At 59.5% G+C, this 20860-nt stretch carries 21 protein-coding genes; 20 read left to right on the top strand and 1 reads right to left on the bottom strand.

Annotated features, from left to right (window positions below; all coding sequences use genetic code 11):
• The 3 genes from AC2FJZ_RS03180 to AC2FJZ_RS03170 all read left to right on the top strand — a co-directional run bounded on the left by AC2FJZ_RS03180 (position 1) and on the right by AC2FJZ_RS03170 (position 2228).
• The gene (locus tag AC2FJZ_RS03180) at positions 1-342 is read left to right on the top strand and encodes a hypothetical protein (protein WP_496667795.1); all 342 of its coding nucleotides are present in this window, start codon (positions 1-3) and stop codon (positions 340-342) included.
• A gap of 4 nt (positions 343-346) precedes the next feature.
• Positions 347-1741, top strand: a complete 1395-nt coding sequence (gene murD, locus AC2FJZ_RS03175; protein ID WP_496776034.1) for a UDP-N-acetylmuramoyl-L-alanine--D-glutamate ligase — start codon at positions 347-349, stop codon at positions 1739-1741.
• 112 nt (positions 1742-1853) lie between these two features.
• Complete coding sequence (locus AC2FJZ_RS03170) at positions 1854-2228, top strand: glycine zipper family protein (protein ID WP_253276814.1); 375 nt, start codon at positions 1854-1856, stop codon at positions 2226-2228.
• Between the two features lie 50 nt (positions 2229-2278).
• On the opposite strand, the gene AC2FJZ_RS03165 is transcribed toward AC2FJZ_RS03170, so the two are convergent.
• Positions 2279-3460 carry a BaiN/RdsA family NAD(P)/FAD-dependent oxidoreductase gene (locus AC2FJZ_RS03165; RefSeq protein WP_496776127.1) on the bottom strand — a complete coding sequence of 394 codons (1182 nt, stop codon included), beginning with the start codon at positions 3458-3460 and terminating at the stop codon, positions 2279-2281.
• A 145-nt stretch (positions 3461-3605) separates the two neighbouring features.
• Here AC2FJZ_RS03165 and AC2FJZ_RS03160 point away from each other — a divergent pair, with 145 nt between their 5' ends.
• The 17 genes from AC2FJZ_RS03160 (at position 3606) to AC2FJZ_RS03080 (ending at position 20860) form a co-directional block, all read left to right on the top strand.
• Positions 3606-3902, top strand: coding sequence for a putative quinol monooxygenase (locus tag AC2FJZ_RS03160; protein ID WP_496667797.1), 297 nt, complete (start codon positions 3606-3608; stop codon positions 3900-3902).
• A 166-nt stretch (positions 3903-4068) separates the two neighbouring features.
• Entirely contained in the window at positions 4069-5232 is a 1164-nt protein-coding gene (ftsW, locus tag AC2FJZ_RS03155) for a putative lipid II flippase FtsW (protein WP_050602841.1), read from the top strand.
• Positions 5232-6329: a UDP-N-acetylglucosamine--N-acetylmuramyl-(pentapeptide) pyrophosphoryl-undecaprenol N-acetylglucosamine transferase gene (locus AC2FJZ_RS03150; protein WP_496776033.1), complete on the top strand. Its 1098-nt coding sequence runs from the start codon at positions 5232-5234 to the stop codon at positions 6327-6329. The genes ftsW and AC2FJZ_RS03150 overlap by 1 nt, the downstream gene beginning before the upstream one ends.
• Positions 6326-7735: a UDP-N-acetylmuramate--L-alanine ligase gene (gene murC, locus AC2FJZ_RS03145; RefSeq protein ID WP_050602839.1), complete on the top strand. Its 1410-nt coding sequence runs from the start codon at positions 6326-6328 to the stop codon at positions 7733-7735. Before AC2FJZ_RS03150 ends, murC begins: the two co-directional genes overlap by 4 nt.
• A 74-nt stretch (positions 7736-7809) precedes the next feature.
• Positions 7810-8058, top strand: coding sequence for a DUF2484 family protein (locus AC2FJZ_RS03140; protein WP_050602838.1), 249 nt, complete (start codon positions 7810-7812; stop codon positions 8056-8058).
• Positions 8055-8321: a DUF2484 family protein gene (locus AC2FJZ_RS03135; protein ID WP_496776032.1), complete on the top strand. Its 267-nt coding sequence runs from the start codon at positions 8055-8057 to the stop codon at positions 8319-8321. Before AC2FJZ_RS03140 ends, AC2FJZ_RS03135 begins: the two co-directional genes overlap by 4 nt.
• Before the next feature lie 21 nt (positions 8322-8342).
• A complete protein-coding gene (locus AC2FJZ_RS03130) occupies positions 8343-8636 on the top strand; it encodes a hypothetical protein (RefSeq protein ID WP_050602836.1) in 294 nt (97 codons plus the stop codon).
• Positions 8633-9559 carry a UDP-N-acetylmuramate dehydrogenase gene (gene murB, locus AC2FJZ_RS03125; RefSeq protein WP_496776031.1) on the top strand — a complete coding sequence of 309 codons (927 nt, stop codon included), beginning with the start codon at positions 8633-8635 and terminating at the stop codon, positions 9557-9559. Before AC2FJZ_RS03130 ends, murB begins: the two co-directional genes overlap by 4 nt.
• 103 nt (positions 9560-9662) lie before the next feature.
• Positions 9663-10586 (top strand): D-alanine--D-alanine ligase, encoded by a 924-nt coding sequence (locus AC2FJZ_RS03120; protein WP_496776030.1) that lies wholly within the window; start codon positions 9663-9665, stop codon positions 10584-10586.
• The gene (locus AC2FJZ_RS03115; protein ID WP_496667802.1) at positions 10574-11581 is read left to right on the top strand and encodes a cell division protein FtsQ/DivIB; all 1008 of its coding nucleotides are present in this window, start codon (positions 10574-10576) and stop codon (positions 11579-11581) included. Before AC2FJZ_RS03120 ends, AC2FJZ_RS03115 begins: the two co-directional genes overlap by 13 nt.
• An 8-nt stretch (positions 11582-11589) precedes the next feature.
• The gene (gene ftsA / locus AC2FJZ_RS03110) at positions 11590-12924 is read left to right on the top strand and encodes a cell division protein FtsA (RefSeq protein ID WP_050603019.1); all 1335 of its coding nucleotides are present in this window, start codon (positions 11590-11592) and stop codon (positions 12922-12924) included.
• On the top strand, positions 12911-13330 hold the full coding sequence (locus tag AC2FJZ_RS03105; protein WP_496776029.1) for a hypothetical protein: 420 nt from the start codon (positions 12911-12913) through the stop codon (positions 13328-13330). Before ftsA ends, AC2FJZ_RS03105 begins: the two co-directional genes overlap by 14 nt.
• A gap of 347 nt (positions 13331-13677) precedes the next feature.
• Positions 13678-15285 (top strand): cell division protein FtsZ, encoded by a 1608-nt coding sequence (gene ftsZ, locus AC2FJZ_RS03100; protein WP_496667804.1) that lies wholly within the window; start codon positions 13678-13680, stop codon positions 15283-15285.
• A 213-nt stretch (positions 15286-15498) separates the two neighbouring features.
• Positions 15499-16419, top strand: a complete 921-nt coding sequence (gene lpxC, locus AC2FJZ_RS03095) for a UDP-3-O-acyl-N-acetylglucosamine deacetylase (protein WP_496776028.1) — start codon at positions 15499-15501, stop codon at positions 16417-16419.
• Between the two features lie 126 nt (positions 16420-16545).
• A complete protein-coding gene (locus tag AC2FJZ_RS03090) occupies positions 16546-17388 on the top strand; it encodes an outer membrane protein assembly factor BamD (RefSeq protein WP_496667806.1) in 843 nt (280 codons plus the stop codon).
• A gap of 36 nt (positions 17389-17424) precedes the next feature.
• Positions 17425-19074, top strand: a complete 1650-nt coding sequence (recN, locus tag AC2FJZ_RS03085) for a DNA repair protein RecN (RefSeq protein ID WP_496776027.1) — start codon at positions 17425-17427, stop codon at positions 19072-19074.
• Positions 19075-19174: 100 nt separating this feature from the next.
• Positions 19175-20860: a chloride channel protein gene (locus tag AC2FJZ_RS03080; RefSeq protein ID WP_496776026.1), complete on the top strand. Its 1686-nt coding sequence runs from the start codon at positions 19175-19177 to the stop codon at positions 20858-20860.

Below are 20860 nucleotides of genomic sequence, written 5' to 3'. Positions count from 1 at the left end.
ATGCACCTCGATTTCACAGATTCCACCAGAGACGAGGGCCGGATTGCGAATTTTTTCCGTGGATTTGGCGGCACGTTCGGTCTTGCCTTGGCGACGCTCTGGTTTTTTGAGAAAGCTGAGTTTTCGAAACTGGGTGCTCTGCACTTTGTTTGCGGTGTCGTATTTGCCATGTGCACGTTGACAGTTGCTGCTTATGCATATGACAGTCTTCTGAAAGCGATCACACAAGGTAAAAGCCTTGAGAACCACTTTATTAATTACTTCGGTCGGAGACTTCTTCTTGTTTCCGTTTTTGTGATTGCGACCTTTGCAATTGTCTGCACCAGATATCACGGGTCTTGAACAAATGATCCCGGTCAAAGGCTTTTCAGGACAAAAAGTGGCCGTTCTGGGGCTGGGCCGGTCCGGCTTGGCCACAGCTCGCGCCTTGCACGCAGGTGGGGCAGAACCGGTCTGCTGGGATGACAACCCAGCGGCCCGTGATACCGCCGAGGAAGAAGGCTTCATCTGCGCTGACCTGCGCAAGCATGGGGCGTTTGACGACATCGCGTCGCTGATCGTCTCACCGGGCATTCCACATCTCTATCCTGAACCGAACCTCGTGGTGGCCGCAGCCTTGGACGCAGGCGTGCCGGTGGACAATGACATCGGCCTGTTCTTCCGTTCGTTCGCGGGGTCGGAATGGAACAACTACGACACGCCTCCGCGCGTGATCGCGGTGACGGGATCGAATGGAAAATCAACCACTGCCGCGCTGATCCATCACATTCTGACCGAGGCGGGGCGCGAGGCGCAGTTGGCAGGCAATATCGGGCGCGGGGTTCTGGATATCGATCCGGGCGGTAACGGGTCGGTCGTGGTGCTGGAACTTTCCAGCTATCAGACGGAACTGGCCCGCGCGCTGACCCCCGATGTGGCGGTGTTTACCAATCTCTCGCCCGACCATCTGGACCGTCATGGTGGGATGGGGGGCTACTTCGCGGCCAAACGGCGCCTCTTTGCCGAAGGCGGACCGGATCGTGCGATCATCGGCATTGACGAAACCGAGGGCGCATTTCTGGCGGGACAACTGGCCGAAGGGCCAGCGGATGACCGGGTGATCCGTGTCTCGGTCGCGCGCAAACTGACCGGTCCGGGTTGGCAGGTTTTTGCCCGCAAGGGCTTCCTGTCGGAATACCGCAAAGGGCGGCAGGCAGGCTCCATCGACCTGCGCATGATCAAGGGCCTGCCGGGTGCGCATAACCATCAGAACGCTTGTGCAGCTTATGCTGCCTGCCGCTCGCTTGGCCTTGCCCCGCGCGTGATCGAGGATGCGCTGCACTCCTATCCGGGCCTGCCACACCGCAGCCAGATCATTGCCGAGGCGGATGGGGTCACTTACGTCAACGACTCCAAGGCGACCAATGTCGACAGCGCTTTGAAAGCGCTGACCGCGTTCAAGAATATCCGTTGGATTTGCGGTGGGCTTGAGAAAGAGGGCGGTATTTCAGCCCTGAACGCGGCAGCGGACCGGGTCATCAAGGCTTATGTGATTGGTCGCGAAGCGGCTGGTTTTGCGATGCAGCTTGATGCTGACGCGCAGGTTTGTACCACGATGGAGGCCGCCGTGTCGCAGGCGATGAAGGATGCCGAAGCGGGTGACACCGTGTTGCTGGCGCCGGCAGCGGCCAGCTTCGATCAGTATGACAACTTCGAACAGCGCGGTGATGACTTTGTCGCCGAGGTTCGAAAAAGGGTGTAGCCGACCTCTGGTTGCAAATGACCGCCGGTTGAGGGAAGCTGGCGGTCTATCAGCTTGACGCGCCATGATTATTGGTTTTTGCCTTGCAGAGTTTCAAAACGAGGTCATGACTATGCCATTTCGTAAACTTTCTATGATCCTGCCTGCCATCCTGGTGGCTGGGGCGTGCACCAACACCGGTGCCAATTACCAACCTATTGTCGATGGTCCAATTGGTCCGAACTACAATGTTGATCTGCAGCAGTGTCAGCAACTGGCCGCGTCGCAGGCGTCCGTTGATGGATCCACGGCTGGGAACGCTGCTATCGGTGCGGCGGGTGCGGCTGCCGTCACCGGAATCGTTCAGGACAGCAGCGACAATCTGGGTCGTGCAGCTGTTGCAGGCGCGCTTGTGGGTGCCGGTGCGGACGTGATCAACAAGAACCAGAACAAAGAAGTCATCGTGCGCAACTGTATGCGCGGTCGCGGGTATAACGTCGTCGGCTAAGGCCGCGCGATCTCAGGTGTCGGCTAAGGCCGCGCTATCGGAAGTGTCGTTTAGCTTTTGGCGGCAATGGCAACACCAGCAGCATGGCCCGAGGACCATGCCCACTGGAAATTGTAGCCGCCCAACCAGCCGGTGACATCCACCGCTTCGCCAATGGCATAGAGGCCAGGGACATCCTTGGCCTCCATCGTTTTTGAGGACAGATCGTCGGTGTCGATCCCGCCCAGTGTCACCTCAGCCGTGCGATACCCTTCGGTTCCTGACGGCACCAACCGCCAGTCCGCTAACGACGCAGCCAATGCAGACAGTTTTGTGTCCGATTGGTCGGCCAGGTTCCCGGACATGGGAATGACCTGACGAAGATGGTCGACTAGACGCGCAGGCAAGTGGCGCGCCAGCTCTGTTGTCAACGCCTTGCGGCCCGCGCTCTGTCGTTGGGCTCGCAGAAGGTCGAACAGCGGCAGTTCGGGGATCAGGTTCACCCGGATCGTTTCGCCTTCGTTCCAGTAAGACGACAGCTGCAACACCGACGGCCCGCTCAGGCCGCGATGCGTGAACAGCAGCGCCTCGTCAAAGCTGGTGCGGTCGTTTGACAGGCGAGCGGCCAGGGAAACACCGGACAGGTCCTTGAACCGACCATCCGAAAAGGTGAACGGTACCAGCGCGGCGCGCGTATCGGTCATGCGCAAGCCGAACTGCCCGGCAATGTCATAGGCCAACCCGGTCGCGCCCATCTTGGGGATTGATTTGCCGCCCGTGGCCAGCACCAGATTGGCACAGGTCAGGTGTTGGCGTTGTCCCTCACGTTCTACCTCCAGCGCAAATCCGCCTTCCTGTTTGCGAAGATCCCTTAGCGAGGTCTGCACCCACAGCTCGGCTCCTGCATTGCCCATCTCGTCCAGCAACATCTGGATGATCTGTTTCGAAGACCCGTCGCAGAACAATTGCCCCAAGGTTTTCTCGTGCCATGCGATGTTATGCCGACCGACCAGATCGATGAAGTCCCATTGGGTATAGCGCGCCAACGCGGATTTGCAGAAATGCGGGTTCTGCGACAGGAAGTTGCCGGGCCCCGCATACATATTGGTAAAGTTGCAGCGCCCACCGCCCGAGATGCGAATTTTCTCACCCGGTGCCTTGGCGTGGTCGATCACCAGCACGCGCCCGCCGCAATGGGCCGCGCACATCATGCCGGCTGCCCCGGCGCCAAGGATGATCGTGTCATAGTTCATGGGCGGGGGATGGCTTGGATTGGTTCGGATGGCAAGAGGCAGCACACTGGCAGACCCGGCGTCAGTTCATCAGAAGCGACAACCTTGTGGTAAACTCGTTTCACGAAGGACCCCAAATCTGTCTATTGCATAGGAGCGTCCCGCAATGATCATGCGCATTTTCCAAGTCACGGTGCGACCCGGTAAAGAGGCCGAATTCTCGAAATTCTTCCGCGAGACCGCGATACCCCTGATGCAAAACACCGAAGGTATCGTGCAGGTTCTGCCGGGCGCGCCGCGCTCGGATTCGCCGCGCGAATTCAGTTTTGTCATGGTTTGGAACAGCCTGGACGCGCTGAAAGCATTCGTCGGCGAGGATTACACAAGCCCGCATATCGATCCCGCTGAAGCTGAACTGGTCGAAGCCAGAACCATCAAGCACTACGATCTTGTTGGTTCGTGATCCAAGACTCTGTTGAAGTTCAAGTGCCAGTTTTCAGATCATTGGTCCTGGGGGTAATTTTGGCAATGGCTCTGTCATCCTACTAGCCCAAACGCAAAATACCCTGTAAACTCTCAATCAGATCCCGAAAACGGGACGTGAACGAGGCAGAGAGTGGCGGTATCTCATGACTGAGATGGTGTATGGCGCGGTCCAGGACCAGCGCGGAGAACCGATTCTACCGAAGTGGTGGCGTACAATTGATCGCTGGACGATGTCCTGCGTTCTGATTCTTTTTACCATCGGGTTGTTGCTGGGGCTGGCCTCATCCCCTCCGCTGGCTGGGCGCAACGGGTTCGATCCTTTCCATTATGTCGAGCGTCAGGCCATCTTCGGCGGATTGGCGCTGATCGCGATGTTGCTGACATCAATGATGTCTCCGACCTTGGTGCGGCGTTTGGCCGTTCTTGGGTTTCTGGCGTCATTTGTGGCGCTGGTCTTTCTGCCGGTCTTCGGGACCGACTTTGGTAAGGGTGCTGTGCGCTGGTATTCGCTGGGCTTCGCCTCGCTGCAGCCGTCCGAGTTCTTGAAGCCCGGTTTCATTGTCGTGGCTGCATGGCTGTTGGCTGCCTCGCAACAAATTAACGGCCCTCCGGGGCGGATTTGGTCCTTTGCACTGTGTATGGCGATTGTCGGGATGCTGGTGATGCAGCCCGATTTCGGTCAGGCCTGCCTGATCCTGTTCGGTTGGGGTGTGATGTATTTTGTGGCGGGGGCCCCAATGCTTCTGCTCGTCGGCATGGCAGGGGCGGTCGTATTGGGCGGCATGTTTGCCTATTCAAACTCCGAACACTTCGCCCGCCGCATCGATGGCTTCCTGAACCAAGAGGTCGATCCGACCACCCAGTTGGGCTATGCCACCAATGCCATCCGCGAAGGCGGGCTGTTCGGCGTTGGCGTGGGCGAGGGGCAGGTGAAATGGTCTCTGCCCGATGCCCATACCGACTTCATCATTGCGGTTGCGGCCGAGGAATATGGCCTGATCCTGGTGCTGATCATCATTGCGGTGTACTCACTGATCGTGGTGCGGTCTCTGCTTCGCCTGATGCGCGAACGCGACATGTTCATCCGTCTGGCAGGCACTGGTCTGGCCTGCATGTTTGGGGTTCAGGCGATGATCAATATGGGTGTCGCCGTGCGCCTGTTGCCCGCCAAGGGCATGACGTTGCCGTTTGTCAGCTATGGCGGGTCGTCCCTGATTGCGGGCGGCATTGCCATCGGCATGTTACTGGCCTTCACCCGAACCCGCCCTCAAGGCGAACTTGGCGATATTTTACGCGGACGAGGATAATGGGGAGCCCTTACCTGTTGATTGCGGCTGGCGGAACCGGGGGCCACATGTTCCCCGCTCAGGCCTTGGCCGAGGCTTTGCTGCAGAAGGGCTGGCGGGTGCGCCTGTCCACCGATCCACGCGGTGCGCGTTATACAGGTGGCTTCCCGGATGCGACCGAGATTACCGAGGTGTCCTCGGCTACCTTCGCGCGCGGCGGTTTGGCAGCCAAGGCGCTGGTCGGCCCAAAGATCGTGGGCGGTGTAACCAGCATGGCGTTCCAGATGATGCGTGATAAGCCCGACGTGGTTGTTGGGTTTGGCGGGTATCCGTCGATCCCTGCGTTGGGCGCGGCAACACTGCTAAAGATCCCACGCATGATCCACGAACAGAACGGTGTGTTGGGCCGTGTGAACAAGCTTTTCGCCACCCGAGTTGCGCAGGTTGCATGCGGTGTCTGGCCAACGGACTTGCCCGAAGGGGCACAGGGCGTCCACACCGGCAACCCGGTGCGCGCCGCCGTACTGGACCGCGCTGCCGCCGGATACATCCCGCCCGGCGACTACCCGATGTCGATTTTGGTCATGGGGGGCTCACAAGGCGCGCGTATCCTGAGCGACGTGGTGCCCGAGGCCATTGCCGCCTTGCCTGAAAACATCCGTAACCACATCCGTGTTTCGCATCAGGCGCGGGATGAGGACAGTGCGCGCGTCACAGCGTTCTACAATGATCATGGCATCCGCGCCGAAGTTCAGACCTTTTTCGCGGACGTGCCTCGCCGGATGTCGGATGCTCAACTGGTGATCTCGCGCTCGGGCGCGTCCAGTGTTGCCGATATCTCTGTCATTGGGCGACCCTCGATCCTGGTCCCGTTTGCCGCCGCCGCCGGAGATCACCAAACCGCCAATGCGCGCGGACTGGTACAGGCTGGCGGTGCGATCATGGTCCCCGAAAACGCCCTTGACGTTCACGCATTGACGCAGCAAATCACCACGGTTCTGACCAACCCCGAAGCCGCACAGAAAATGGCCCATGCCGCCCTTTCGACCGGTGCCCCCGACGCGACCGAGCGTCTGGTGCATCTTGTCGAACAACTGGCGCAGAAGGAGACCGCATGAATCCTGCAACCAAACTGCCGCAAGACGTAGGACCGATTCACTTTGTTGGGATCGGAGGGATCGGGATGTCCGGGATCGCCGAGGTTCTTCTCAATTTGGGGTACCGGGTGCAGGGCTCGGACCTCAAGACTTCCAAGATCACCGACCGCTTAGCAAGTTTGGGCGCAGAGATTTTTGTCGGACAACGGGCCGAAAACCTGGAAAACGCCGCCGTTGTGGTCGTCTCGACCGCGATCAAACCGGGCAACCCGGAACTGGATGAAGCGCGCGCGCAAGGGCTGCCCGTCGTTCGCCGGGCCGACATGCTGGCCGAGTTGATGCGCTTGCGCTCGAACATCGCCATTGCCGGCACGCACGGCAAGACCACCACAACCACGATGATGGCGGAACTCATGGTGGCGGGAGATTTTGACCCGACTGTAATCAATGGTGGCATCATCCACGCCTATGGCTCGAATGCACGCATGGGGCAGGGCGAATGGATGGTGGTTGAGGCGGACGAGTCCGACGGCTCCTTCAACCGTCTGCCCGCTACCATCGCCATCGTCACCAATATCGACCCCGAGCATATGGAGCACTGGGGCGATTTCGACAGATTGCGGGACGGTTTCCACGAGTTTGTTTCGAACCTGCCATTCTATGGCCTCGCTGTCTGCTGCACTGACCATGCCGAGGTTCAGGCTCTGGTTGGTCGTATCGCCGACCGCCGCGTGCGCACCTATGGGTTCAATGCACAGGCCGATGTGCGGGCGGAAAACCTGACATATAAGGGCGGCGTCGCCCATTTCGACATTCACCTGCAATACGAAGACAAGGTGATCGAAGGCTGCACCCTGCCGATGCCCGGTGATCATAATGTCTCGAACGCGCTGTCTGCTGTGGCCGTTGCGCGCCATCTGGGTATGAAAGCGACTGAGATTCGCGAGGCCCTGGCCAATTTTGGCGGGGTCAATCGGCGCTTCACCAAGGTTGGAGAAGTTGACGGTGTCACCATCATCGATGACTACGGCCATCATCCGGTCGAAATCGCTGCTGTCCTAAAGGCTGCGCGCCAAGCGACCGAAGGCCGCGTCATCGCCGTTCACCAACCTCACCGCTACTCACGCCTGTCCAACCTGTTCGACGATTTCTGCACCTGTTTTAACGACGCCGATGTCGTGGCCATCGCTGATATCTTCGCGGCTGGTGAAGAGCCGATCGAAGGGGCCTCCCGCGACGATCTGGTGCAGGGGTTGATCCGCCATGGCCACCGCCACGCACGGGCGCTGTTGGACGAAAACGATCTTGAGCGTTTGGTGCGGGAACAGGCCCGTCCAGGAGACATGGTCGTTTGCCTCGGGGCCGGTACGATCAGCGCCTGGGCCAATGCTCTGCCCGAGAGACTGTTAAGAAAACAAGCTGTTTGACATTCCGGTCCATTGGTGTGCAACCATAGGGTGAACCAACCTGCTACCCGCCATCACCGACCTTCGGAGGGGAAATGGATTATTCCGTAATCTTTGCGGCCCTCTGGGTGATCTGTGCGACCGTTGTGGCGATGCTGCCGATGCGGCTGCAATTCCCTCCTGGGATCGTCCTTTTGATCTGCGCGCCGGTTCTGATCGTTTGGTTGGGATATGGCCACGGCTGGGTTTGGTCTGTTCTCGCCTTTGGTGGCTTCGTGTCGATGTTCCGCAACCCGATCCGCTATTACTGGCGCAAATGGACGGGCCGAGAGGTGGCAGAATGAGCTGGTCCCTCGCTCTGGCCGCTCTTTGGGGCTTGTCTGCCAATATTCTTGCGATGATCCCCAGCAAGGATAACCACTGGACACGGGCTTACATCCTGATCGCCGTGGGAATCCCGATCCTGGGCTATGTCACGTACCAGCACGGCCCGTGGATCGGCCTGTTGGTACTGGGGATGGGCATGTCCATGCTGCGCTGGCCGATGATTTACCTGACCCGTTGGACAAAGACAAAAATGCAGGGCATGAAGGCGGCCAATAAGTAACGGTCGTTTTCAGGAGGCTCCATGGTCGACATCGCCACTTTCGCTTATCTGCCGCTCATTTCTTTGATCCTTGGTGCTGTAGCCGGGTTTGTTGCCGGGCGGTGGATCGGAATCAGGGGTTTGTTATGGCTCATCGGCCTGACCTCGGCTGGTGCCTTGGTGCTGATCGTAATGCTGGCGGGCGTCGGAACAGGTGAAGAAGAACAGGCATTCGGACCCTTCGTCTGGCTGACCGGCTCGGTCCTGCCCTTCCTGCTTGCTGTGATCGCCGGCGGCGTTGGTGGGCGCGGGCTGGCCGCAAAGTCAAACGCATGAGCAACCTGCCTGAAGTTCGGGGGCGCCTGAACTCGGCACGCCCGCTGAACGACCTCACCTGGCTGCGTGTTGGCGGCCCGGCGGACTACCTGTTCCAACCTGCCGACCTCGAAGACCTGCAGGCGTTTCTGCGTGATCTTCCGTCAGATGTTCCTGTCTTCCCAATGGGGGTTGGTTCGAACCTGATCGTGCGGGATGGTGGCCTGCGCGCAGTGGTGATTCGGTTGGGGCGCGGATTCAACAGGATTGAGGTCGACGGAACCACCGTCACTGCCGGGTCTGCCGCGCTGGATGCTCATGTGGCACGCAAGGCGGCGGACGCGGGGGTGGACCTTACGTTTCTGAGGACCATCCCCGGCTCGATCGGTGGGGCAGTGCGGATGAACGCGGGATGCTATGGCAGCTACACGGCGGATGTGCTGCAAAAGGCCACCATTGTCACAAGGTGCGGTGAGGTTCTGAACCTCACGCCGGATGACCTAAATTTCCGCTATCGACAAACAGACCTGCCCGAAGGAGCAGTGTTAGTTTCCGCCACGTTTGAAGGCCCGTCGGGCAGTCCCGAAGACCTCCATGCCCGCATGGAAGCGCAGCTGAAAAAGCGCGACGAAACCCAGCCGACCAAGGACCGTAGCGCAGGGTCGACCTTTCGCAACCCGGCGGGGTTTTCCTCGACGGGTCAGGCGGATGACGTGCATGATCTTAAGGCGTGGAAAGTGATCGACGATGCAGGGATGCGTGGCGCGACGCTTGGCGGTGCGCAGATGAGTTCCAAACACTCGAATTTCCTGATCAATACCGGCACCGCCACCGCTGCTGACCTTGAGGGTTTGGGTGAAGAAGTGCGAAAAAAGGTTTACGAAACAAGCGGCATCACGCTAGAGTGGGAAATCATGCGGGTCGGAGATCCGCTGAAAGAATAAAGCCCCAACCGTCAGACCAATAACAGGCAAATTCAGGCGACGGATCAAAGGCATAAACGCAGTACGGACCAAGACATAAGGTCCGGGGACATTGAGGCGCACGTTGGGTATGTCGAGCAGGACAAACCCCAAAGTGGTGGTATTGATGGGTGGACCCTCGGCGGAACGCGAGGTGTCTCTCAGTTCTGGGCGCGAATGCGCAGCCGCCCTTGTGGGAGAAGGTTTTGAAGTGGTCGAGCTGGACGCAGGTCCCGACCTCTATGCGCGCCTTTTGGACATCAAGCCGGATGTGGTTTTCAATGCCCTGCATGGCCGCTGGGGTGAAGACGGTTGCGTTCAGGGTCTGCTGGAATGGATGCGGATTCCCTATACGCACTCTGGCGTGCTGGCCTCGGCCCTGGCGATGGATAAACAGCGTAGCAAGGAAGTGTATCAGGCCGTAGGGCTGCCCGTAGTTCCCAGTTTGATCGTTCCGAAAACTGCAGTGATCGAAGCGCACGTGCTGGAACCGCCTTACGTGGCCAAGCCGAACAACGAAGGCTCCAGCGTCGGCATCTACATCGTGCACGAAAACGCCAACGGCCCGCCGCAATTGTCTGAAGATATGCCCGATCAGATCATGGTCGAAAAATACGTGGCAGGGCGCGAACTGACCGTGACCGTGATGGGCGACCGCGCCCTGACCGTGACCGAGATCATGATTGATGGCGGTTGGTACGATTATGATGCCAAGTACAAGCCCGGCGGGTCTTGGCATGTGTTGCCCGCCGATATCCCGCAAGACATCTTTGACCGCTGCACGGACTACGCAGGGCGGGCGCATGATGCCTTGGGATGTAGGGGCGTCAGCCGTACCGATTTTCGGTGGGATGACAGCATGGGCGCCGATGGTCTGTTTCTGCTGGAGACCAACACTCAACCCGGCATGACGCCTACATCGCTGGCCCCGGAACAGGCCGCCCATCTGGGCATGACATTCGGCCAGCTTTGCGCCTGGATGGTGGAGGACGCCACATGCGACCGCTGACCGCCAGCCGTTCGTTGGAAATCCATCGGTCCAAACCCCTTTCGGGGCCGGATGCTGATTTCGCCTCGGCGGACACAGAACCGCATGAGACCGAGCCGCTTTTGCGCCTGCGTGGGGCACGGGTGTTTTCACGCACTGCGCGCCGCAGCGATCCGGCGCCTTCGCGTCTCAGCTATCGGCTCCAGCGATGGATGCTGACGCCGGGCATTCGCATGGGCGTCAAAGTGGGTCTGCCACTCTGCGCCGTTGCGGCAGCCGTTGGGCTTTACTTCGCCTCGGAAGAGCGACGCGAGGCTGTCATGGCCTTTGCCGCCGATATCCGCACCTCGATTCAGGACCGCCCCGAATTCATGGTCAATCTGATGGCCATCGATGGGGCGGGGACCAGCCTGTCCGAGGATATTCGCGAGGTTGTGCCTCTGGATTTCCCGATCAGTTCCTGGGATCTGGACGTCGAGCATATGCGCGACACGATCACTGGGCTGGACCCGGTGAAATCCGCAACCGTGCGCATCCGCCCGGGCGGCATCCTGCAAGTGGATGTGGTCGAGCGGCAACCCGTGATCGTCTGGCGCACCCGCGATGGGTTGGAGCTGCTGGATGAAACCGGAGCCCATGTCAAGGAAACCCCCTCGCGCAAGGATCATGTTGACCTGCCGTTGATTGCGGGCAGGGGCGCGGATGCCCATGTGGCTGAAGCGCTCGAGCTATTCCGGACTTCGCGCAGCCTGGGCAATCGAGTGCGCGGGCTTGTACGTGTGGGCGAGCGGCGCTGGGATCTGGTTCTGGACCGCGGTCAGCGCATCATGCTGCCGACCGACCGCCCGGTGCGCGCGCTGGAGCGCGTGCTTGCTGTGAACGAAGTGCAGGACCTTCTGGAACGCGACGTGGCCGTGGTGGATATGCGCCTTGGCCAGCGTCCAACCATCCGAATGACCAAAGCCGCCAGCGAAGACTGGTGGAATACAAAAGTGAATGTGAGTAACGGGCAGTAACGACAATGATGACCGATCTTTATCAGTCCCAACGTGCCATGCGGCAGATGCGGCGGCAGGCTTTGCAACGCGGTGTGATCGCCATTCTGGACGTGGGCAGTTCCAAAATTGCCTGCCTTGTTTTGCGTTTTGACGGCACTGGCCGACTGAGTGAAGACAACACCATCGGCTCGATGGCCGGTCAGACTGGGTTCCGCGTCATCGGAGCGGCGACCACGCGCTCTCGCGGAGTGCAATTTGGCGAAGTCACCGCCATGCAGGAAACCGAACGCGCCATTCGCACCGCGCTGCAGGCGGCGCAGAAAATGGCCGATATCCGTGTTGATCACGTGATTGCCTGTTTCTCGGGGGCCAACCCTCGCTCATACGGGTTGGACGCGCAGGTGGACCTTGACGGTCAGCTTGTGTCCGAGGCCGAGGTTGGACGCGTTTTGAACGCCTGTGACGTGCCCGATTACGGCGAGGGGCGCGAGGTACTGCATGCGCAACCAGTGAACTTTGCGCTGGACAACCGTTCTGGCCTGATTGATCCGCGCGGACAGATGGGCCAAAGCCTTGCGGTCGACATGCATATGCTGACTGTCGATGCGACGGCGATCCAGAACATCGTGCGCTGTATCAAGCGCTGTGACCTTGAGCTGGCAGGCATTGCCAACTCGGCCTATGTCTCGGGCGTTTCAGCGTTGGTCGAAGATGAACAAGAGCTTGGCGCAGCCTGTATTGATATGGGCGGTGGCACCACCAGCGTGTCGATCTTCATGAAAAAACACATGATCTACGCGGATTGCGTCGGCATGGGCGGCGATCATGTGACCAGCGACATCTCGATGGGTCTGGGTGTGCCAGCGGCAGTGGCCGAACGGATCAAAACCTTCAATGGGGGCGTTCACGCAACCGGGGCCGATGACCGGGACATGATCGACATTGGTGGCGACACGGGCGACTGGGAACATGACCGTCGCACTGTCAGCCGGGCCGAGCTGATCGGCATCATGCGTCCGCGCGTCGAAGAAATTCTGGAAGAAGTCCGCGTGCGGCTGGATGCCGCCGGGTTCGAACATATGCCAAGCCAACAGATCGTTCTGACCGGGGGCGGCAGTCAGATCATGGGGCTGGATGGGCTTGCTACCCGCATTCTGGGGCAGCGCGTGCGCCTGGGACGCCCGCTGCGTGTACATGGCTTGCCGCAATCGGCAACGGGTCCCGCGTTTTCCTCTGCCGTGGGTCTCAGCCTGTTTGCGGCCCACCCGCAGGATGAATGGTGGGACTTCGAGATCCCAGTCGACACCTATGCTGCGCGCCCGTTCAAGCGCGCCGTGCGGTGGTTTCGTGATAATTGGTAAACATCTGCGAGGGGCCGCGCTGAGCGTTGCCCTGCTGCCCGGTTGGGCCATGGCCCAGAGCATGATCACGCCGGACGCATTTCTAGATGCGGCTGTTGGCAAATCACTCATGTTTTATGAGATTCGCAGTGGAGAACTGGTCGGGACCGAGCAATTTCTGAACCGCCACGTCTCGGTTTGGCGGGAAGAAGGGCGTGGCTGTGTTTATGGGCAAATTACCACGCAAAACGGTCAGATCTGCTTTCTCTATGACAACGACCCGGATGGAATTCCTGTCTGTTGGTGGCCCTTCTTGCACGAAGACCGCCTGATGGTGCGGCTCGCCTCCTTCGTGGACGGAGAGATTCAAGAAGTGCGCAGCATTACGGAAAGCAGCTTGAACTGCCCAAATGCCCCGACCAGTTGAAAAATCCGGTTGCGGCAGGACGATTTATCCCTCAAGATATCCACAAGGCCCGTCAGAGGTCTCGCGGCAGGACCTGAGCAGTTTTCCGCAGTGTGAATGACGATCTATCAGAGCGTGAAGGGTAGCAAAACCTTCGCGGCCTGTCGGGTGTCTTGTGATGATCGCCAATGTTTCCGCTACATCTGGCAGAGCCTGCAAAATGCCGCCGGTTCGTGCCTTATTTCCTCCATATTTTGTGGTGAAACGCGATTTTTGACGTGACCTTTTCGCATCATCCGGCTAGAATCGTCCAAGGATAGGTAAGAAAAACACCGCTTTGGCGGGACAAAAATACAGGCGGACAGAGCATGACATTGAATCTTTCGATGCCCGGGCACGACGAACTGAAGCCTCGGATTACAGTATTTGGCGTTGGCGGTGCAGGCGGGAACGCTGTCAACAACATGATTGAGAAACAGCTGGACGGTGTCGACTTTGTGGTCGCCAACACCGACGCGCAAGCACTGCAGCAAAGTCAGTCCTCGGCACGTGTGCAACTGGGCGTGAAAGTCACCGAAGGTCTGGGGGCAGGGGCACGTCCGACCGTGGGGGCTGCTGCTGCCGAAGAGAGCATTGAACAGATCGTCGATCATCTGGCTGGGGCTCATATGTGCTTCATCACTGCTGGTATGGGCGGTGGCACCGGCACCGGCGCCGCACCGATCATCGCACAAGCCGCCCGTGAACTGGGCGTTCTGACCGTTGGTGTTGTCACCAAACCTTTCCAGTTCGAAGGGGCCAAGCGGATGCGTCAGGCCGAAGACGGTGTTGAAGCGCTGCAACAGGTTGTCGACACGCTGATCATCATCCCCAACCAGAACCTGTTCCGCCTGGCCAATGAGAAAACCACCTTTACCGAGGCGTTCTCGATGGCGGACGACGTTCTGTACCAAGGGGTTAAGGGGGTGACGGACCTGATGGTGCGTCCGGGCCTGATCAACCTCGACTTTGCCGACGTTCGCGCGGTGATGGACGAAATGGGCAAGGCGATGATGGGCACCGGTGAAGCGACCGGTGAAGATCGCGCTGTTCAGGCGGCGGAAAAAGCCATTGCCAACCCGCTGTTGGACGAAATCAGCCTCAAGGGCGCGAAGGGCGTGCTGATCAACATCACTGGCAGCCACGACCTGACCCTGTTCGAACTGGACGAAGCCGCCAATCGTATTCGCGAGGAAGTGGATCCAGAAGCGAACATCATTGTAGGGTCGACTCTGGACACCGTGATGGAAGGTGGAATGCGCGTATCGGTCGTTGCCACCGGCATCGACGCCAGCGAAAAATCCGCAGATGTGCCGGTTGCGCGCCGCTCGATGTCCGAGCCGCTGACCCGCACCGTTTCGGCGGAAGAGCACGTTCAGGAAGAAGCACCTGTTGCAGCAGAAGTGGCGGACGCGGCGCCTCAGATGGAAGAAACTCGCGAACCTTCGCTGTTTGAGGCCGCAGAAGAGCCTGCGCAACCGCAGTTCCAACCGCGTGACGAGCGTGAGAGCGACGACCTGCCACCGCCGGCTTACCAGCCGCGCGTGGCCGAATTCGAACCTCAGCCCGAGCATATCGAACATGCGCCCGAAAGCTATGTCGCGCCACGCGGGCATCAGGCCGCAGGCACACCGTCGCCCGAAGCGCTCCAACGTTTGCAGGCGGCGGTTCAAAAGGTTCCTTCAGCGCCGCAACGCCCGGCTGAGCCGCGTCAGCCCGAGGTTGGTTCGCAGCCTGAACCTGAAGAACGCTCGCGTTTTGGCTTCAATCGACTGATTGATCGGATGACCGGCCATGCTGCGGATACACCGGCGCAAGCACCACGTCAGCAGCCCGTTTTGCGCCAGTCCGAAGCCACCGCACCGGCCCAGGATGAGGCCGACCCGGAACAGGATCGTATTGAAATTCCCGCCTTCCTGCGCCGTCAAGCCAACTGATCGCGGTAACAAAATCCACTCACAGGGCCGCTTCTCAGCGGCCCTTTATTGTTTGAAAATGGTATCTTACGAAGATGTAAGCAGGGTTTTGCCGATCTGTTACATACATGTTTCATTCGGTTACAAAGAGTGAGTTGAGCCTTGACGCAGGCTTCCTTAACTGAGTGTCCAACACAGCCCTCGCAGGCTGGACACTGCTCACCGAGGCCCATTTTGCAACATACGCTCAAATCTCCGGTCACGTTCAAAGGCGTTGGGCTGCACGGCGGCCAACCCGCCACCATGGTTCTCAAGCCCGCTGCCGCCGGTCACGGAATCTGGTTCAAACGGACGGATATTCATCTGGGCGATGCAATGATCCCTGCTATCTACCATGCGGTCGAGCGTACGCCGCTCTGCACCCGCCTGGTGAATGAGGCGGGTGTATCGGTCTCGACCATCGAACATATCATGGCTGCGCTGGCCGGGTGTGGTGTCCACAACGCGTTGATCGAGATTGACGGTCCCGAAGTTCCGATTATGGATGGGTCGTCGATCGATTTCGTGCGCGGAATCATGTCCAAGGGCGTGCGCCGCCAGGCCAGCCCGGTTCTGGCCTATGAAGTTCTGAAACCCGTGACCGCGTCACGCGAAGGCGCAGACGCCAGCATCGTGCCTGCGGACGGCCTGATCATCGACTTCCACATCGATTTCGAAGACAGCGCCATCGGCAGCCAGACGAAAACGCTGGATATGCGCAACGGTTCTTTTGCACGCGAGCTCAGCGATTGCCGTACGTTCTGCCGTCGCACCGATGTCGAAGCCATGCGTGCCAACGGTCTGGCCTTGGGTGGTACACTGGACAATGCCGTTGTTGTTCAGGGCGACGAGGTGCTGACGCCCGGCGGCTTCCGCCGTGCGGACGAAGCTGTGCGTCACAAGATGCTGGATGCACTGGGCGATCTTTATCTGGCAGGTGGTCCGATTCTGGGCCACTTCACCGGTAACAAGTCGGGCCATTCCCTGACCAACACCTTGTTGTGCAACCTGTTTGAAACGCCGGGTGCCGTGCGTCCGGTTCTGTGCACACCGCAACAGGCCGCGCGTCTGCCGGGGCAAGGGTTGATCGTGAACGAAATTCCCGAAGTTGCCTGAGCCGATCAACTCTGACGACATTTACGCCAGAAGTTGCATAAGGCGTTTTGCACCGGAATTTTCTGTGCTAGACCATGGCTCAATTCGGGGCGAGCCCCATTAAGTAAGACGACAAGGATGGGCGGTATGGTTGGCAGCAAAGCGGCAGTCAGGTTCGCAGGTGCGATTCTTCTGGCAGCAGTTTTGACAGCATGCAGTAACAAAGGCGCTGACCGCGATCAGAATCTGGAAGGGTTCACGCCCGAGCAGATTTTTACGCGTGGTGAATACGAACTGTCGCAGAATCGTTCGGACGATGCAGCGTGGTACTTCTCGGAAGTCGAACGTCTGTATCCTTATTCCGATTGGGCCAAACGCGCGCTGATCATGCAGGCGTTTTCATTCCATTCGGACAAGAACTACGAAGAAAGCCGGGCTGCGGCGCAGCGCTATATCGACTTCTACCCGACGGATGAAGACGCAGCCTACGCGCAATACCTGCTGGCACTCAGCTATTATGACCAGATCGATGAGGTTGGCCGCGATCAGGGCCTGACCTTCCAGGCACTGCAATCGTTGCGCACTGTGATCGAGGTCTACCCTGACAGCGAATACGCCACCTCGGCGGTTCTGAAATTCGATCTGGCTTTCGACCATCTTGCCGGTAAGGAGATGGAGATTGGGCGCTATTACCTGCGTCAGGATCACTACATCGCGGCGATCAACCGATTCCGCGTTGTCGTCGAAGACTTCCAGACCACCTCTCATACCGCCGAAGCGCTGTATCGTCTGGTCGAGGCTTATCTGTCCCTCGGACTGCTGGATGAAGCGCAGTCTGCGGGGGCAATCCTTGGATATAACTATCAATCCACGGAATGGTATGACGATGCCTATAAGCTGCTGACCTCGCGCGGGCTGAAACTCAAGAGCCGTGGAAACAACTGGCTGAACACGATCTATCGTCAAACCATCAAAGGTGAGTGGTTGTAATCGCCATGGCCTTTGGTCTGGGACGCTAACGACCGGATGCTACGCGCCCTTGATATCCGCGACATGCTGATCATCGATCGGTTGGAGCTGACGTTCCAACCGGGGCTGAACGCGTTGACGGGCGAGACCGGTGCGGGCAAGTCGATTCTTCTGGATTCGCTGGGTTTCGTTCTGGGCTGGCGCGGACGGGCCGAATTGGTGCGGCAAGGTTCTGCACAGGGCGAAGTTGTCGCCGAGTTTCAACTCTCCACCGATCACCCAGCGCATTCGATTCTGGCCGAAGCTGGCCTGCCGGGTGGTGAAGAACTGATTCTGCGCCGCGTCAACACCGCCGAGGGGCGCAAGACCGCTTGGGTCAATGACCGCCGCTGCTCGGGCGAGGTATTGCGGGCGCTCTCCGAGACTCTGATCGAACTGCACGGCCAGCATGACGACCGAGGGCTGCTGAACCCGCGCGGTCACCGGGCGATGCTGGACGACTTCGCCGGGGTCTCGGACCAACTGGCCAAGGTCCGCGCGGCCTGGACTGAAATGTCGCGCACCCGCAAAGCCCTGGCAGAGACAGAGGCCGCTCTGGCGGTTGTCCGTAGCGAAGAAGAATTCCTGCGCCACGCTGTGGCCGAACTGGACCAGTTGGATCCACAACCCGGTGAAGACGCCGAACTGGATGCTCGCCGCCGCATGATGCAAGGGGCCGAGCGTATCCGCGACGACGTTGCGCGTGCCTTTGCCTTGCTGTCCGGCGATGGGGCCGAAGGGGCGATGTCCGACGCCATCCGCTGGCTGGAAGGTGCGTCTGACAATGCGGGTGGCCAATTGGAGGATCCGATTGCCGCGTTGGGGCGTGCAATGATCGAACTGGGTGAGGCGCAGGACGGTGTAAACGCCTGCCTTCAGGCGTTGGATTTCAACCCGGTGGAACTGGAACAGGCCGAGGAACGCCTGTTTGCCATCCGTGCGTTGGCCCGCAAGCATGACGTGACTCCGGATGAGCTGGGGGTTTTTGCCGAAACGCTGCGCGACCGCCTGAATCGCTTGGATGCAGGTGATGCCGATCTGGCAGATAAACGTGCAGCCGTGGATACGGCGAAGGCTGCCTATGACACTGTCGCCGCCGCGCTCAGCGCAGCCCGTACTGCCGCAGCAGGGCGGTTGGACACGGCCGTCATGGCCGAACTCGCCCCACTCAAGATGGAACGCGCTGTGTTCGAAACTGAAGTCACCCCGTCTGAGCCGGGCCCCGAGGGCACCGACGCGGTGGCCTTCACCGTGGCTACCAATCCCGGTGCTCCGGCAGGGCCGCTGAACAAGATTGCTTCGGGGGGCGAGCTCAGCCGCTTCCTGCTGGCGCTCAAGGTCTGCCTGACAGGGGATGACAGCGCCCGTACGATGATCTTTGACGAGATCGACCGCGGTGTTGGCGGCGCTACGGCGGATGCGGTTGGACGCAGGCTGGCATCGCTGGCACAGGGCGGACAGGTGCTGGTTGTCACCCATTCCCCCCAAGTGGCCGCCCGCGCCGCGCATCACTGGCGCGTGCAGAAACATGTGACAGAGGGGCAAACCCTGTCCACCGTTATTCCCTTGGCCGAACCGGACCGTGTGGACGAGATCGCGCGCATGGTGGCAGGCGACAGCATAACCGAAGAAGCGCGCGCTGCCGCCCGGGCCTTGCTGCAGACCTGACGTGCCTATGGCGTGAATTGATGCTCACACTGTCGCTATCTCACTTTTATATGGGCGCTCCGTGGCTTACTAAGGTGTAAGTGATGATCCCCGAGGGCCAATGACCCAATCGACCCGCACCGTTCTGCGCAACCAGTTCAATCAGGCTCTGGCCGCGATCAAGGATGCGTGGCGGGTGATGCTGCATCGGGGCCCAAGCCAGATCCAGTTCTGGTTCATCGCACTGGCCATCGGTATCGCGGCAGGGTTCATGGCGCTTGGTTTCCGTAAAGCCATCCGAGCCTTGCAGACTTATCTTTATGACACCGATGATATCCTGCTGCTGCACAGCCATGTCGAAAAACTACCCTGGTTCATGGTCCTGATCATTCCCATCATCGGTGGTCTGGTTGTGGGCGTGATCTTGAACCGGTTCACCAATGACGGGCGTGTACGGTCCGTAGCTGATGTCATCGAAGGCTCTGCGGTCACTGACGGGCGAGTCGAGGTCAAGGCGGGCATCGCTTCGTTTTTTGCTTCGCTGATCACGCTCAGTTCCGGGGGGTCAACTGGGCGCGAAGGCCCTGTGGTGCATATGGCCGGTGTCATCTCCACATGGGTCAGCAACCGCATTCACGCGGATGGGATCACGGGCCGCGACCTGCTGGGCTGTGCGGTCGCAGCCGCCGTATCAGCCAGCTTCAACGCGCCCATCGCCGGGGCTTTATTCGCGCTCGAGGTTGTGCTGCGCCATTTCGCCGTTCATGCCTTTGCACCAATCGTCATCGCCTCGGTTGCCGGAACGGTGATCAACCGGCTGGAATATGGCGACGTTACCGAATTCACACTGGAGACGCCGGGATCGCTGCAATTCTATGTCGAGCTTCCGGCATTCCTGATCCTTGGCCTGATCTGCGGCTTTGTGGCGCTGCTGCTGATGCGGTCAATCTTTTTTGCCGAGGATATCGGCAGCCATATCCAGAATCGTCTGTCCATCCCGGGTTGGCTGCGCCCGGCGGTGTCTGGCGCGATGCTGGGGCTGATGGCAATCTGGTTCCCGCATATCATCGGCGTGGGGTATGAGACGACAATTCGCGCCCTGACCGGTGATTTAGTGCTGACCACGGCCATTCTGTTTGCGGTGACCAAGACAGTTGCGGTGGCGATTACCATGGGCGGGCGCATGGGGGGTGGGGTGTTCTCTCCTTCTCTTATGGTAGGTGCGCTGACGGGACTGGCCTTTGGTCTGATCGCCACAGGGTTGTTGCCGGATGTCTCCGGCACCCACACGCTTTATGCCTTTGCCGGAATGGGTGCTGTAGCTGCGGCGGTTCTGGGCGCCCCTATCTCAACCACACTGATTGTTTTTGAACTGACTGGTGACTGGCAGATCGGTCTTGCCGTGATGGTGACGGTTTCCATGTCCACGGCACTGGCCTCGCGTCTTGTGGACCGGTCTTTTTTCCTGACACAGCTGGAACGGCGTGATGTTCATCTGGCTGCCGGACCGCAGGCTTACCTTTTGGCCATGCTGCGCGCCGGGACGGTGATGCGCCCTATCGGCGATCCGCGTTCGATTACAAAGGAACAGGCCCTGGAATTGATCGAGCAGGGCATGTGCATTCAAGCCAGCGCCACGTTGGAAGCTGCGATGCCCTATTTTGCCCATGATGACATCCCTTGTATCCCGGTTGTCATTATCGAATCGGATGGATCAGAAACGCCTGTAGGGGCGCTCTATCACGTTGACGCGCTCAAGGCGTATAACCGAGCTTTGGCTGCAACGGCGGCAGAGGAGCATTCCTAA

This window comes from Ruegeria sp. CDSA079 (assembly GCF_059612245.1).
This window is presented reverse-complemented; position numbering and strand designations above follow the sequence as displayed.

Bases quoted from the DNA above. Each gene is read 5' to 3' on its own strand.
- murB (WP_496776031.1), top strand. From the start codon at position 8,633: ATGAGCAACCTGCCTGAAGTTCGGGGGCGCCTGAACTCGGCACGCCCG.
- AC2FJZ_RS03080 (WP_496776026.1), top strand. From the start codon at position 19,175: ATGACCCAATCGACCCGCACCGTTCTGCGCAACCAGTTCAATCAGGCT.
- AC2FJZ_RS03090 (WP_496667806.1), top strand. From the start codon at position 16,546: ATGGTTGGCAGCAAAGCGGCAGTCAGGTTCGCAGGTGCGATTCTTCTG.
- ftsW (WP_050602841.1), top strand. From the start codon at position 4,069: ATGACTGAGATGGTGTATGGCGCGGTCCAGGACCAGCGCGGAGAACCG.
- AC2FJZ_RS03135 (WP_496776032.1), top strand. From the start codon at position 8,055: ATGAGCTGGTCCCTCGCTCTGGCCGCTCTTTGGGGCTTGTCTGCCAAT.
- AC2FJZ_RS03150 (WP_496776033.1), top strand. From the start codon at position 5,232: ATGGGGAGCCCTTACCTGTTGATTGCGGCTGGCGGAACCGGGGGCCAC.
- AC2FJZ_RS03115 (WP_496667802.1), top strand. From the start codon at position 10,574: ATGCGACCGCTGACCGCCAGCCGTTCGTTGGAAATCCATCGGTCCAAA.
- AC2FJZ_RS03180 (WP_496667795.1), top strand. From the start codon at position 1: ATGCACCTCGATTTCACAGATTCCACCAGAGACGAGGGCCGGATTGCG.
- recN (WP_496776027.1), top strand. From the start codon at position 17,425: ATGCTACGCGCCCTTGATATCCGCGACATGCTGATCATCGATCGGTTG.
- murC (WP_050602839.1), top strand. From the start codon at position 6,326: ATGAATCCTGCAACCAAACTGCCGCAAGACGTAGGACCGATTCACTTT.
- ftsZ (WP_496667804.1), top strand. From the start codon at position 13,678: ATGACATTGAATCTTTCGATGCCCGGGCACGACGAACTGAAGCCTCGG.
- AC2FJZ_RS03165 (WP_496776127.1), bottom strand. From the start codon at position 3,460: ATGAACTATGACACGATCATCCTTGGCGCCGGGGCAGCCGGCATGATG.
- murD (WP_496776034.1), top strand. From the start codon at position 347: ATGATCCCGGTCAAAGGCTTTTCAGGACAAAAAGTGGCCGTTCTGGGG.
- AC2FJZ_RS03160 (WP_496667797.1), top strand. From the start codon at position 3,606: ATGATCATGCGCATTTTCCAAGTCACGGTGCGACCCGGTAAAGAGGCC.
- AC2FJZ_RS03140 (WP_050602838.1), top strand. From the start codon at position 7,810: ATGGATTATTCCGTAATCTTTGCGGCCCTCTGGGTGATCTGTGCGACC.
- ftsA (WP_050603019.1), top strand. From the start codon at position 11,590: ATGACCGATCTTTATCAGTCCCAACGTGCCATGCGGCAGATGCGGCGG.
- AC2FJZ_RS03170 (WP_253276814.1), top strand. From the start codon at position 1,854: ATGCCATTTCGTAAACTTTCTATGATCCTGCCTGCCATCCTGGTGGCT.
- AC2FJZ_RS03130 (WP_050602836.1), top strand. From the start codon at position 8,343: ATGGTCGACATCGCCACTTTCGCTTATCTGCCGCTCATTTCTTTGATC.